This is a genomic window from Fictibacillus fluitans, from assembly GCF_030418125.1.
Taxonomy (GTDB): Bacteria; Bacillota; Bacilli; order Bacillales; family Fictibacillaceae; genus Fictibacillus_C; species Fictibacillus_C fluitans.
The window spans coordinates 257696-272104 of sequence record NZ_JAUHTR010000002.1 but is presented as its reverse complement, the minus strand read 5'-3'; the positions used below and the strand labels follow the sequence as shown (position 1 = coordinate 272104).

Here is a 14409-nt window from a genome sequence, read left to right as displayed (position 1 = left end):
GTAATCCCTTATCTATTCCCCTTTTCATCCACCCATACCTTCATTTCTCCAATTTTCCGGTTCGCCCACGCAAAATAAGGGATAAATGTTAACGGTACGGTCTCTGTTGCTGTATGTGTTCCGCGCTGGTACAGTCCTGTTCCCCAATCCTCTGCTTTCTGACGCTCCCCTTCTCCCGTAATGACTACTAACCCATTGAGGAAATTCTCATCCTCTTGTACCTGGAGAGGTGCGTTTGCGGGCAGTGAAATTTGATGAAGTTGGGGGCCGTTATCTGCTTCCTCCAGGCAGTAAACGAGCGGGCCGCGCTGAAGAGCCACTTTTCCTGCGTTCTGGCGGACAAGGGGATGGCTTTTCATGCGTTCGACCGGCATGGCCAATATCAACTGAAACTGGTCTCCAGCTGACCATGTTCGTTTGAGATGAACATAGCCATTTGTTATCTCTTCCATTAGAACCTTTTTCCCGTTAAGGCGAAGATCCGCATGCGCACACCAGTCCGGAAGACGCAAAGCGAGCGTGAAATCATTTTCCTGATCGGCTTCCACCGTAAATTTGATTTCGCCGCTCCATGGATAATTGGATTCCTGTATGAGTGTTACATTGTTTCCGTTCAGCTCAACGTCCGTTTTGCTTCCAATATAAAGGTTAGTGTAGAGCGTGTCTCCCTGAACTGTGTAAATATATTGTCCCAGAGAAGAGAGAAGGCGCGCCACATTGGGCGGACAGCACGCACAGCCAAACCAGCTTTGCCGGACCGGCTTTACATGGTTATAATTTTCATTTGCTTCACACGCTTGTGGGTGAACCTCGAGCGGATTAACATAAAAGAAGCTTTTGCCATCCTGTGACATGCCGGCAAGCACCGTGTTATACAGCGCGCGCTCCATCACATCCGCATACTCGCTGTTTGGCTCAAGCTGAAGCATGCGCTGGGCAAAGAAAATCAATCCAATCGATGCACATGTTTCCGCGTACACCGTATCATTGGGCAGGTCATAGTCAAAACTGAACGCTTCGCCGTGGCGCTGTGAACCAATGCCTCCTGTAATGTACATCTGCCTGGAAACCACGTTTCTCCACAGCCTTTTGCATGACTTTATCATCTCTTCATCACCGGTTCGGGCAGCCAAATGCGCCATGCCGGTGCACATGTAAGCAAACCGTACCGAGTGGCCGATGGCCCTGTCCTGTTCGTAGACATGTGCATGAGCCTGACTGTACGCCTTGTTCTCAATCATGAAGGAGTTTTGCCAATGAGTGGTGCCGTCCCTTTTCTCCGCTTCCTTGTCATAAAAATGCGGCTGGCTTCCCCGCTCCTCCAGGAAAAATTGAGAGAGGCGCAAATACGTTTTGTTGCCTGTGGTTTCATACAGCTTAACAAGGGCCAGCTCAATTTCCTGATGGCCGTCATACCCCGAAATTTTGCCGGGCTCCCCGCCGAACACCTCGTTAATATGGTCCGCTAGCTTTATCGCCACATCGAGAATTTTCCTTTTTCCGGTCGCATCAAAATAGGCAACGGCCGCTTCAATCATATGGCCGGCACAATACAGTTCATGGCATTCACAAAGATCCGTCCACTGTTTGCCCGGCTCCTTCAGCGTATAATAGGTATTCAAATAACCGTTTTTATGCTGCGCTTTGGCAATCAGATCGATCACTTCATCCGCAATTTTTTCCAGCTTCTCATCCTTTTCGGTCTGCAGCAAATAGCCGACCGCTTCCAGCCACTTCGCCAGATCACTGTCCTGAAACACCATACCGCCGAATGTACCTTCTTCCTCGCCTGCAGCAATTTTAAAGTTTTTGATTGCATGGCTCGGTTCGGCTCCCTCAATCCGGTCATTCAGCGCCTCCCATTGATAGGGAACAACCACATCACGAACCAGTTGAATGTACCTGGACCAATAAGAATCGTTGATTTGAACCGACTTCAGTGGCAACGTGTGCAGAGGTGCAGCTACCTTCTCCATCTTCACATATCTCCTTCACTCTTTTGATAATGGAAATAAGCAAAATCAACATATCCGCCAATTTGCACAGCAGCATAATTAAACAGACCCATCCGGTACCCCATGAAATGATCCAATGTGTACTTCATCTTTAATGGACGGCCGATCCTGCTCCAGTTTTCCCCGTCTTCCGAATAGAAAAATCCCGCCAGATCCTTACTGTCTTCAAAATCAAACTCGATTTTCAAATGTACACGATCACCGGAATAAGGGATCTCTTCAACTGTTTCTTCCCTGCCTTCACCATCATTGACACACATGGTGACATATTTATTTCCACTCGCATCCGCCTTGATCCCTACTGTTCCAAAATGATTCTGAAGAGCAACCAATCCTGCATGATCACCCGGCTTCATGTTTGCTGCATCCATCATGGTGATTCCTGTACAGTGCGGTCCTTCCGTTCTTTGTGTCAATGTATTGCGTGCATACAAAATACTGTTAATTAAATGCCCGGTTTCCAACCGCAGATACCCTGGCCGTTCCGTAAATGACCAAAGATCATGGTCCGGATTATGATTCCACTGCCAATTCAAAGCCAGTTTATTTTCTCTATGATCAAATTCATCACTGATGACCAGCTGCTTTTGGGAGGACGCAGGCACGTTTATTTCCAATTCATTTGGCGCCTTGCCGTTCATCCCCACCATCGGCCATCCTTCCTCCCAGGTAACAGGGAGGACATAGGGAATTCGGCCAACGGCATCATGATCCTGAAATAACATGGCGTACCATTCACTTTCCGGTGTGTTGAAAATCGCTCCTTGTGCAATGCCATGATTATCGTAGCCCATGTCATCATCAAAAATCTCTTTACGCTCATACGTATCCAAAAGACTGCTTGCACGATAACAGATTTGCCTTCTGCGCTTGTTTCCGGTGTTTGGCCATTCGATAAACAATAAATAATAGTACCCGTCTATTTTATAGGCGTGACATCCTTCACACCGCAGACCGATTCCTTCTTTATCGGTAATCAGCAATAACTGGTCGATGCCGGACGGCTTGATGGCTGTTGCATCCGCAGTCAATTCTTTAATATGGATATCTCCATTGCCATAAATGACAAACAATCTTCCTTCATCAAAAAGCAATGCCGGGTCGTGATACACTCCTTCAAACGTTGAACGTGTCCATTCCCCATTTTCTATATCCTTTGTTTGATAGATATAAAACCGGTCCATATCATTACTTGAAAAAGCAACATAGAACGTTTCATTATGGTAGCGCAAGCTTGCAGCCCATGAGCCTTGCCCGTAAATTCCTTTTCCATCCTTCAGATTATGAGATTCATTGTCTTCCAAGCGATCGAAGACATATCCGATGATCTCCCAATCTGCTAAATTCTTTGACTTCATAATGGGACATCCCGGCATCGTATGCATGCTCGTACTTACCATATAATAATCTGTCCCGGCTCTGATCACATCAACATCCGGCACATCTGCCCAGATGATGGGGTTAGTTAACATCGTTTTATTCATATCATCCTTTATGCCTGGTAAAAATTGCGGATCCATCTGTGAGCTTTCAGCTTCTGAACCGCCTCTTGGGAAAGCCCTTTTCCGTCACCAATTTTACAGTTTCTTTCCACGTTTCTGATGGAACGCATACCAGGGATAACGGTGGAAACGGCAGGATGGCTTAAAACATAGTTCAGAGCAGTTTCGGCCACATCGTCGATTGAAATGTTAAGGTCTTCTGCGATTTTATTGACGCGGTTGGATACTTCAGCTTTTCTTTCACCATTAAAATAGCGGCTTCTGAAATCATCCTCATCAAATTGGCTCTCAGGAGTAATATTGCCGGTAAGCCCGCCTTCATCCAGCGGCACACGCGCAATTACGCCGACATTATGCTTTTCACATGCAGGGAAAAGCTTATCTTCCGGACTTTGTTCAAAAATATTGTAGATGACTTGGACGGTATCAACCAGACCGGTCTCAATCAGCTTAATGGCGTTTTCCGGCTGGTGGTCATTAATGGAAACACCAAAATGCTTAATTTTCCCCTGCGCTTTCAGCGTTTCGATGGCTTTAAGCCAGTCCCCCTGATTGACCCATTCGTCAGACCAGACGTGAAACTGCTGAACATCAATGGTTTCGATGTCCAGATTGCGCAGGCTCTCTTCCGTGGAGGAAATAATATGGTTTGCCGGAAACGCTTCCTCAGCTGAAATCCCGGCCGGAGCCGGCCATTTTAAATTTTTCGGAGGAATCTTGGAGGATACATAAATTGTTTCCGAACGTTCTCTCAATACCTGCCCGATTAAACGCTCACTGTGTCCGTTTCCATATCCTAAGGCTGTATCAATAAAATTCAGGCCAAGATCAATGGCTTTGTTTAGTGCCTTTATCGATTCCTCATCATCGGCTCCCCGCCATCCGGTATTTCCGATCCCCCACGCGCCATATCCAATCTCAGAAATTTTTAAGCCTGTTTTCCCAAGTGTTCTGTAGTTCATATGTATTCCTCCTGTTTTTTTATTTCGTCTGTAATTCCAATGACACGGGTTCCGGACGTTCACAGGTGCTTTCCATGATATAGTGTTTTCCGCTGTCAGAAGAATCATGGAATCCGTGCATGGCTTCAAGAACATGATAAGCCAATCTTCCATTTGCCCGGTATTTGCCTCCCTCGAGGATGGCTTTGGCCATATCGGCAACGCCCAGCCCTCTGCTGTTTTGATCATGGCCAAAAGTCAGAGGCACCTCTTTAAATTCCGTCTCGTCGCGCTTCCTGATTTTCACAGGTCCGCCAAAGGTATTCGGGTCTGGAACAAGCAGCGTTCCTTCGCTGCCGTAAATTTCGATTGGCGGAAGGGTCGAGCCGCCAATGGCATCAAAGCTTGTTGTCATATTTCCGATGACTCCCGATTCAAAGTCAATCACGCCGGAAATGTGAGTCGGGGTGGACACTTTAATTTTCGTTCCAGCTTTTGGCTGGCTGGACACTGTTCTTTCAGGGTAACTAATGCGGGTGGAACCGGAAATTCGTTTAATCGGTCCTAAAAGAGCCACAAGCGCCGTTAAGTAATAAGGTCCCATATCAAACATCGGTCCCCCGCCAAGGTCATAATAAAAAGCAGGGTCTGGATGCCAATGCTCGTGCCCGCGGGAAATCATGAAGGCTGATGCTCCAATTGGCACACCAATTTCGCCCTGTTCGATCAACTGGACCGCCGTTTGAATACCCGCACCCAGGAAGGTGTCAGGTGCACTGCCCACAAGGAGATTATGCTTTTTGGCCGTTTCTAAAATTTGTCTTCCCTCTTCACGCGTAACAGCCAGTGGCTTTTCCGTAAATACATGCTTGCCGGCTTCAAGCGCCTGGACGCATACAGAGGCATGTGCCTTTGGAATGGTTAAATTGATAATCAACTGAATTTCCGGGTCGGAAAGCAGTTCTGCGACCGAACATGCTTTAGGAATATTAAATGTCTCTGCCTGCGCTTTTGCCCGCTCTACATCCAGGTCGGCACATCCAACCAGCTCCAGGTGCTCAAATTTCGGACAATTTTGCATGTAGATTGAACTGATGTGGCCGCAGCCGATAATACCGATTTTAAGTTTTCTCATGTTAGACTCCACCTATTTATAAATTTTTTTGAACAGCTATTAAGGGATTTACTGACTGTCTCCCATTCCTGTATAAACCCGCCCGTTCCCATTGCCTGACGCACCGAAGGCTGATACCAACCGATCATTGGCTCGTTGTTTGCCTTCAGCAGCCCATATGAAACCGCGGCGCATCATGTGTGAAACCTCAGGCATCGCTACAATATCCGCCTTGTGACCTAAAGAATTATAAAAGACATGTCCCTGACCCCAGCGCTTTGTCCAGACAACCGGCATGTCCACCGCTTTATTGGCCGCATGCGGTCCGTCAACCACCGGGAATCGAGTGGTTGCCAGTACTTCAACCGCCGGATCAACGTGGAGGTAATATTGTTCACTGACTACTTTAAAATCAGATAGGCCTTCTAAGAGCGGGCTGGTGGAATGCTTAATGTTGACCATGTACTCCACTCCGTCATTTCCAGGGTGAGCCACCCAGTTCCCCCCTGTCATGAACTGCCAGTCCACATTGTTTCGGAAGGAGTCGCACATCCCGCCATGACAGCCGGCCAATCCGACACCGCTCATGACCGCTTCAGAAATATTCAGGACATATTTCTTTTCAATTTCGCCCATTGTCCAGTGAGGAACAATCAAATCCAGCGATTTAAGTTTTTCTGCATCACCATAGGAATCAAGCGAATCGGAAACCTCTACATTGAAATTTTCTTCTTCAAGGATTCCTTTGAAAATCTGAGAAATCTGCTCCGGTTCATGGCCATCCCAGCCGCCCCAAACGATCAATGCATTTTTTTTCATGATAAAATCTCTCCCTTTTTTGTAGTTGAAACGTCCAATATTCGGACCCATTGCTGTTTTTCTATTGATATATCGACGGCTTCCAGCACCTCCTGACATTTCACGCCGTCATGGAAATTGGGAACTGGCTGGCGATCTTCTCTGAATGATTCCATGAGCTCTACGATTTCATGGATAAACGTATGTTCATAGCCAATCGTATGCCCTGGCGGCCACCAGCTTTCTGCATATGCATGCGGAGGATCTGTCGCCAGGACGCGGCGGAATCCCTGGACATCGTCCCTGTCATCGGTAAAGTAAACCTGCAGTTCATTCATTCGTTCGAAGTCGAAAATAACGCTGCCCTTACTGCCATTGATTTCAAACGAATTCTTGCACCGGTGGCCTGTTGCAAAACGAGTGGCTTCAAAGCTTCCCAATGCACCATTGGCAAAACGGGCCATGAAGAGAGTGGCATCATCAACCGTTACTTCACCTTTTTCATCACTATCGCTTCCTTTTGCTGATAAGCCGGCCATTTCAGAAGGAAGTGGTCTTTCCTTGATAAACGTTTGGTTCATACCTATGACTTCATTGATGTCACCGATTAAATAGTGAGCTAAATCGATAAGATGGGCTCCCAGATCCCCGTGAGACCCGGAACCGGCCACTTCCTTCTCCAGACGCCAGACACGCGGGAAATCCGGGTCAACGAGCCAATCCTGCAAAAACCAGGCGCGAAAATGATGGATCGTTCCTAACCGGCCCTCATCAACAAGCTTTTTCGCCAGCAGTACAGCAGGAGCAAAGCGATAATTGAATCCAACCATATGCTTAACGCCTGCAGCTTCAACAACTTCTAGCATTTCCCTTGAATCTTCCAGTGTAAGCGCTAACGGTTTTTCGCAAAACACGTGCTTGCCGGCCCGTGCTGCTGCGATGGCTATTTCTTTATGGTTATTACTGGGAGAATTGATATCTACTAAATCAATATCCTCTCTTTCCAAAAGGCTCTTCCAGTCCGTTGTATAGTCTTCCCAGCCAAATTGCCTGGCAGCAGTTGCCACCCCTTCAGGATTACGGCCGCAAATCACCTTCATTTCAGGATGAACCGTATCCGGGAAAAAGAGAGGAATATCCCGGTAAGCATGACTGTGTGCCTTACCCATAAATTTATAGCCGACCATTCCGATGTTAAGTTTTTTCATGATCTGTCTCCTTGATTATTTAAATAGATTTGTTTTGTACGGATATCTTTTTTTATGTATTTTCCCAGCTTATCCTTTTGCTAATGAGTATAGATACAGAATAATCTTAGATTTCGGCAATCATTAAAATCTGAGCTGACCATTCTTTTAATATCTACCCTCCTCATCGTATTAAACTATTAAACTTTTTGAATATTATAACATTATATTTTAAGTTTGGATATTAAACAAACTAAGGGTCTCTGATTATCTTTTTTTGTGTAGTGGGAGCGAGTTATTTATGGTTCGACATCATTTAGTTGCATATCACGGCATTTTCAAAGGCTCTTTTCGTATAGATTGTTGCTATTTCAAGGAGTAGCCACCACCAAATATTGAACGGCTGTAATCGTTATTCAATAAAAGCGCCTTTTAATGGGATAGCTATGTTAAATAATATTGTTGATAAATGACCTGATAAATGACCATAAAATAAGGACCCCAATCGAGTCCCTATTTTAAGGCTATGTTAAAGCACGATGTTGATTTTTCACACCTGTTGATTGTTGAGACGGAAGGCTACCTCGAGATGATTAAAACTCTTAACTCACTAAGTCATCCAAACAAATTATCTCGCTTCCTTTACTTTCATAATAGTCTATCATACCATCAATTTTCTTCTTATCATAACTGGTAATGCAATCTGATAGTACACTAACCCCATAGTTTGATTTACGTAAGTTATAGCAAGTTGACTTAACACAAGCAACAGCATCTGCTCCAGTGATGTAGAAGTCTTCTATTTCATTTTTACTAATAAAGTCTGTGAATTCTTCACTTGTTAAAGCGTTTCCTTTATATTTCGTAAAAACATTTTCTGATACTAATCTCAAATCTGGAGCTAATTCGGCACCTCGTGTACCTGTTTTAAAAGTTCTCGTACCAGGTGACAAATTCTCATGTCTTATATAAACAACATGAATATTATTTTCGACCGCCCAATCAATTGATTTGTTGATATTGTCAATGATATCTTTGTAATTCTTTGTTATGTCATTTTGAATATCAATTATTACTAAAGCTTTGTTCTGCATAATACTTCCTCCTAATAAATAAACTGGTGTAATAAGCTACTGTAAATATAATACCATAAAAAGGGAAATTGACTTTAGCTTATTTAAAAGCAACAATCTTTAAGAAAAGAGCCTTTTCAAAAGAAAATCCCCGAACAGGAGACTTGTTCAAGTCTCCTGTTCGGGGTAGATTGGTTTGCTCTATCTACTCCTAAACTACTGGCTTTGTAGCCCCCTTCAAAATAAATCCCTCATATCCCTTTTGGGCGACATCGTCACAGATTTGGCGATAGTTGCCTACGCCGCCAAGGTAGATCTGGAAGCCCCGCGGCTTGCCGGGAATATTGGCGCCATTGTACCAAGACTCTGTTTTTGTGAAGAGGGTTGAATCAGCGACTTCCCTGCAATGCTTGCTCCACTGCTGTTCGGCTGCCTCATCTGCTTCAATGGTTTCTATTTCATTTTCTCGTAAATATTGAATACAGTCACCAATCCATTCAACGTGCTGTTCGATCGAAACGGGCATGTTGCTAAGAACGGATGGGCTTTCAGGTCCTGTAATCATGAACATATTGGGAAAGCCGGCGTTTGCAATTCCAAGGTACGTTCTGGTGGATGCTCCGCCATCCCACTTTTCTTTTAAGGAGATTCCCTCTTTACCGCAGATGTCGATCTTTAATAATGGACCTGTCATGCCGTCATAGCCAGTGGCAAAAACCAGGATATCCAGTTCATACTCATTGTCCCCGGTTCGAAGCCCCCTGGCTGTTATCTCTTCAATCGGCGACTTTTTCACATCTACTAAATCCACATTGCTGCGGTTGTAAGTTTCATAATAATTGGTGTCAATAATCGGGCGCTTTGTACCATAGTAATAGGAAGGCATCAATTTCTCTGCGACATCTAAATTCTTCACCACCTGCTGGATCTTGGAGCGGATGAATCCGGCTACGGTTTCGTTAGCATCCGGGTTGACGGTAATGTCATTGTAGGAGCTGAACAAGAAAAGTCCGCCTTTTTCCCAGTGCTCTTCATACAGCTTTTCTCGTTCTTCCGGCGGCACTTCGAGAGCCGATTTTTCACCGGGTATCACCGGATAGCCGCCCGTCGAGTGCTTCATCTGCTGAATCAGCTTGCTGTAGTTTTCTTTTGTCTTCTTAATATACTCGGGGTCATACGGATGGTTTCGCGCAGGGGCGCTGTACTGCGGCGTTCTCTGGAAAACGGTTAAGTGGCCGGCCTGCTCCGCAATAACAGGAATTGCCTGAACACCGCTGGAGCCTGTACCAATGATGCCCACCCGTTTACCGGTAAAATCCACACCTTCATGCGGCCATTGTCCGGTGTGATACCATTCACCCTGGAAATTTTCCAGCCCCTTGAATTTAGGCAGGTTCGCAGCCGACAGACAGCCAACACCTGTAATAAAATACTTGGCATCCACTGTGCTGCCATCGTTGATCTGTATGTCCCATTTGTTCCTTTTTTCATCGTAATGTGCAGAAGTAACACGCTTATTGAATTCGATATCACGTCGGAGATCAAGCTTGTCTGCCACAAAGTTAAGATATCTTAAAATCTCCGGCTGCTCAGGATACCTGGATTCCCAGGTCCATTCCTGCAGAATTTCATCAGAGAACGTGTAATTATAAAGGATACTTTCCGAGTCGCACCGTGCCCCTGGGTAGCGGTTCCAATACCATGTGCCCCCGACATCTGCTCCAGCTTCATAAACCTGCACAGAAAATCCGGCTTCACGCAAATGATGTAGCATATACATCCCCGAAAATCCTGCCCCGATTACCACTGCATCAAAACTCGTTTGCTCACTAGAAGACATTTTTGTTCCCCTCCTCTATATAAACGCACGTTGCTAAACTCTGCTTGCCCCCTGCTCTATTTCACTTAAAAATGAATTAAAACTCGAAATGGTCTCTTTGATTTGGTCTGGGAATACCGCCATGTTCGTAAAGAAGGCATGAATTAACCCAGCCTGACAGGTGCTCTCAACCCTCACACCCGCATCCTTCAGCCGTTTTGCATACGCCATTCCTTCATCTCTCAGGACATCACATTCCGCGGTGACCAAAAAAGCAGGCGGCAGGTTGCTTAAATCCTCTGCCAATAGTGGTGCGACGTATTGATCTCTCGCCTCCCCGGGATTATTAATATAATAGTTGCCAAACCAGATCATCAGGTCTTTGTTCAGTCCGTATCCCACCTGGAATTCCTCGTAGGACTTACTGTCATAGCTAAGATCTGTTACCGGATAAATCAATACTTGTGCTGCAATGGAAGGACCTTTTCGATCTCGTGACAGCATGGAGACTACAGCGGCAAGGTTCCCTCCGGCACTGTCACCGCCAACAACAATATTGGAGGCATTACCATTGATCTCTGCGGCATGTTCACTTACCCACTCCAAGGCAGCATAGGAATCTTCCAGAGGAACTGGAAACTTATACTCAGGAGAAAGGCGGTAATCCACCGAAACAACTACCCTGCCCGTTTTATTGGCAATCATCCTGCAGCACGCGTCAACGGTTTCCAGATCCCCTATTACCCAGCCCCCGCCATGATAATAGACAAAGAGATTAAATGGCCCCTGTCCCTCCGGAGTGTAAACCCTTAGTGTTATCTCAGCATCATCGCCGACAGGAATGCGCCGGTCCTCTATCCTGGCTAACGGTGCCAGTTCAACTTCTACAGGGGGAGCCTGTGCAAACAAATCCCGTACAGCTTGAGGCTCAAGTGATTCCAGAAGCGGCATCTCTGCAAATGCTTCTAAATACATTTTTGCTTGTGGAGATAAATTAGCCAAAATCATCTTCCTTTCTGAATTGGATGATTGACTCCTGAGAGAAACCATTTCTCAAAGTGCCTGTCTTAATGGTATAATTTTCTTTATAATCTGAATATTCCTTATTTCGAATGTGTATGATCCCCCAAAAGGAGATGGTTTTATGAAAGCGATTACATCTCAGTATGCGTTAAAGGAACATATTCAACTGTTACAGGAAACGGGATCTCATGAAGAGCAATTATATAAAATGCTGGAATTATATATGGATTTGTATCCAGTGAAAAACGCCTATTTGTTTAGATATTCCCCATTAGGCTTTCTTGGGGAAGGCATCATTTTGTTGAATTCCACCGGCCTTGTACATATTGGTGAAATACGCGACGACATCCGCTCGCTGTCCATCATCTTCTCCTCGATCCGCGAAAGAAAGGCAAAATATTGCTCAGGCATCGAGTTCCTCAAAGCGACAAGCAGCAAATACATTTTTTACTCCAATGTCAACTCCATGAGTGTTGTTCCCATCAGCTTCGGTTCAGCCGTGATTGGTTATATTTGCACGACAGAGTTTGAAACAAAAGCCTCCATTGATGAAAAGATGCTGACAAGCTTCACCCTCTTCGGGAAGCTGGCAGGACAAATCCTGGAGAAAACCGATAGTACAGAGGATTCCAAATTACTCAGCAAAAGAGAACTCGAAGTCATGAAGAGAATTTCCTGGGGAGAAAGCACAAAGGAAATGGCAAATTCTATGGAAATAAGCGAGCTTACAGTCAAACAGTACGTAAAAACAGCCATAAAGAAACTCGGAGCCCATAATCGCTCACATGCTGTGGTTGAACTGATCCGGAGAGGGATTATTTCTTGAAATAGGACCGCCTAAGGTGAGGCGGGCCTTTTTTTGTGTGTAGGGGAGCGAGTTACTTGCGGTTCGACATCATTTAGTTGCGGTGTCGCGGGATTTACTTGCGGTTCGACACGATTTAGTTGCGGTAACTCCGAGTTTACTTGCGGTTCGACAAGAAATACTTGCATATCACGTCATTTTCATAAAAAAAAAGCACTCCGGCTCAACCGGGGTGCTTCCAGTCCTATGAAACCTGTTTAACAGACGACCTTACCTCCGTCTGACTCGGACTTGTTCTGATAAACAACGAAATCATAAATCCAGCGCACATAACCAGGCTCAGCCACAGAAAAGCACTCTGATAGGACACGTGGTTCATCAGATACAGAGCTGCCGAGGGTCCTGTGCTCGCGCCTAGAAACAAAATAAAGGCGTTGAAGGAAATGGCGCTTCCCTTTGCTGGTCCTGCCAATTGATTAATGAGCGTAATCGAAATTGGTGTAATCAGCGCAATCCCGGCAACAAACAGGACAGTGGCCACTACAAGCAGAGGCAAACTATGGCTGAAACCAAGCCCCGCCAATCCGGCAAAACTCAGCAGCAGACTGCCGCGCAGGATCAAGCCATTCCCGAGTTTACCCGCAATTCTGCCGGCAAATGGTGACAGCAGCATTCCAATAATGCCGAACGCCCTCACCCCTAATAGCTGCTGGGCGGACAGTCCCCATTCAGGAGAAGTCAAATAGTTGCCCAATACGGAATACATGCCAACCAGGGACAGCAGAAGTGTAAAGGTAATGAGGTAGATCAGCATCAGCTGTCCATTCCGGAACAGCAGTTTTGTTTGTTTGAATTGAGCGAATACACTGCCCTTGGCCCGGGGAAGATCATCCTTCGGTAAAAAGAAAATAATCAGCAGGCTTGATACCAGGTAAACAACACCCAAAATGGTGAAGATGGCGTGCCATCCATACGCATGGTTGACAGCGCCGCTGAATACCTGCCCAACCACACTGGCCATCAAAAGACCGGAGCTGATAAAGCCAACAGCGGTCAGCCGCTTTTCAGGCGGAAACATTTCAGCCGCATACACGAAAGAGATCGGAGCAAATGCCGCTGCAATCAATCCTTCCAGCGCCCGAAGCGTAACCAATGCAGAGAAATGATCCACAAATCCAATAGCAAACGAAACAATAGTTAACGCGCTAATGCTGCAGACAAGAAAAATTTTACGTCCATACTTGTCGGAAAAGGGTCCGTACAGCAGGCATCCGATCGCATAACATAATGAAAATGCACTGCCAATCCAGGCAGCCTGATTGGCCGTAACATGAAAAGTCTCTGTGAATACAGTGGCCAGCGGGATGGTCACGTACATGCTTGAGATGATGACCAATCCGCTCCACAGTAAAATTAGGGTCATAATTGAATATTTCTTTTCCACTACATATCTCCTTTACTTTCCGCTGCATGCCGGCAAAATACCGGCAATCACATGGTCCACCAGTTCCGAAATAAAGTGTTCATCCGGTGTTTGTTTATAGATGAGAATGCGAAAATAGATCGGACCGATCAGCATATCGAGCAGGATATCGATATTAACCTCCGCTTTGATCCCTTCCCGTTCCATGGCCTGCTGCAAAAAAGAAGCGGAATCCTTTCGCCGCAAACTCAAATATGATTTATAAAACGCATCAGAAATTTCTTGATCCTCCACAATAATGGCCAGCATCGATCGTCCGAGCGTTGTACTGAACACATCCGCCAGGTTTTTCAGCTGGTCCACAAAATTGCTCTTGATCGAATCACTCGAATCAAATTGAAAGGCACACTCTGTCACCATTAAAAAGGCATCCAGTACAAGATGTGCCTTCGTTGGCCACCACCGGTATATCGTCGCTTTTCCGACACCGGCTTCTGCCGCAATTCCCTCAATGGTCAAACACAAATACCCCTTTTGGTTCAACTCATTGATGGTTGCTTCCAAAATTTTTTCCTTATTTCTCGCCTGTTTCGTTTGATTCATCAGCTGCAACCTCCAAAACCCTCTAAACGAAACGATACGTATCGTTTCACACTTTTGCCAGTATAACCGCCTTCATCTCCTGAAAGCAACACTTCTGCTTAAAAAA

At 45.6% G+C, this 14409-nt stretch carries 12 protein-coding genes; 1 reads left to right on the top strand and 11 read right to left on the bottom strand.

Annotation, left to right across the window (positions count from 1 at the left end):
- Positions 1-8 precede the first annotated feature (8 nt).
- From QYB97_RS06495 to QYB97_RS06455, 9 genes are all read right to left on the bottom strand, one after another.
- Complete coding sequence (locus tag QYB97_RS06495; protein ID WP_301165166.1) at positions 9-1976, bottom strand: glycoside hydrolase family 127 protein; 1968 nt, start codon at positions 1974-1976, stop codon at positions 9-11.
- 2 nt (positions 1977-1978) lie between these two features.
- Positions 1979-3499 (bottom strand): glycoside hydrolase family 43 protein, encoded by a 1521-nt coding sequence (locus QYB97_RS06490; protein ID WP_301165165.1) that lies wholly within the window; start codon positions 3497-3499, stop codon positions 1979-1981.
- An 8-nt stretch (positions 3500-3507) separates the two neighbouring features.
- The gene (locus QYB97_RS06485) at positions 3508-4479 is read right to left on the bottom strand and encodes an aldo/keto reductase (RefSeq protein WP_301165164.1); all 972 of its coding nucleotides are present in this window, start codon (positions 4477-4479) and stop codon (positions 3508-3510) included.
- 19 nt (positions 4480-4498) lie between these two features.
- Positions 4499-5593, bottom strand: a complete 1095-nt coding sequence (locus QYB97_RS06480; protein ID WP_301165163.1) for a Gfo/Idh/MocA family protein — start codon at positions 5591-5593, stop codon at positions 4499-4501.
- Positions 5594-5641: 48 nt separating this feature from the next.
- Positions 5642-6391, bottom strand: coding sequence for a ThuA domain-containing protein (locus tag QYB97_RS06475; RefSeq protein ID WP_301165162.1), 750 nt, complete (start codon positions 6389-6391; stop codon positions 5642-5644).
- The gene (locus tag QYB97_RS06470; protein WP_301165161.1) at positions 6388-7578 is read right to left on the bottom strand and encodes a Gfo/Idh/MocA family protein; all 1191 of its coding nucleotides are present in this window, start codon (positions 7576-7578) and stop codon (positions 6388-6390) included. The genes QYB97_RS06475 and QYB97_RS06470 overlap by 4 nt, the downstream gene beginning before the upstream one ends.
- Before the next feature lie 581 nt (positions 7579-8159).
- A complete protein-coding gene (locus QYB97_RS06465) occupies positions 8160-8651 on the bottom strand; it encodes a cysteine hydrolase family protein (RefSeq protein ID WP_301165160.1) in 492 nt (163 codons plus the stop codon).
- Between the two features lie 190 nt (positions 8652-8841).
- On the bottom strand, positions 8842-10470 hold the full coding sequence (locus tag QYB97_RS06460) for a flavin-containing monooxygenase (protein ID WP_301165159.1): 1629 nt from the start codon (positions 10468-10470) through the stop codon (positions 8842-8844).
- Between the two features lie 33 nt (positions 10471-10503).
- Positions 10504-11451, bottom strand: a complete 948-nt coding sequence (locus QYB97_RS06455; RefSeq protein WP_301165158.1) for an alpha/beta hydrolase — start codon at positions 11449-11451, stop codon at positions 10504-10506.
- Positions 11452-11593: 142 nt separating this feature from the next.
- Here QYB97_RS06455 and QYB97_RS06450 point away from each other — a divergent pair, with 142 nt between their 5' ends.
- Entirely contained in the window at positions 11594-12298 is a 705-nt protein-coding gene (locus QYB97_RS06450) for a response regulator transcription factor (RefSeq protein ID WP_301165157.1), read from the top strand.
- Positions 12299-12521: 223 nt separating this feature from the next.
- On the opposite strand, the gene QYB97_RS06445 is transcribed toward QYB97_RS06450, so the two are convergent.
- On the bottom strand, positions 12522-13721 hold the full coding sequence (locus tag QYB97_RS06445) for an MFS transporter (RefSeq protein ID WP_301165156.1): 1200 nt from the start codon (positions 13719-13721) through the stop codon (positions 12522-12524).
- Between the two features lie 12 nt (positions 13722-13733).
- Complete coding sequence (locus QYB97_RS06440) at positions 13734-14303, bottom strand: TetR/AcrR family transcriptional regulator (RefSeq protein WP_301165155.1); 570 nt, start codon at positions 14301-14303, stop codon at positions 13734-13736.
- Positions 14304-14409: the final 106 nt, after the last annotated feature.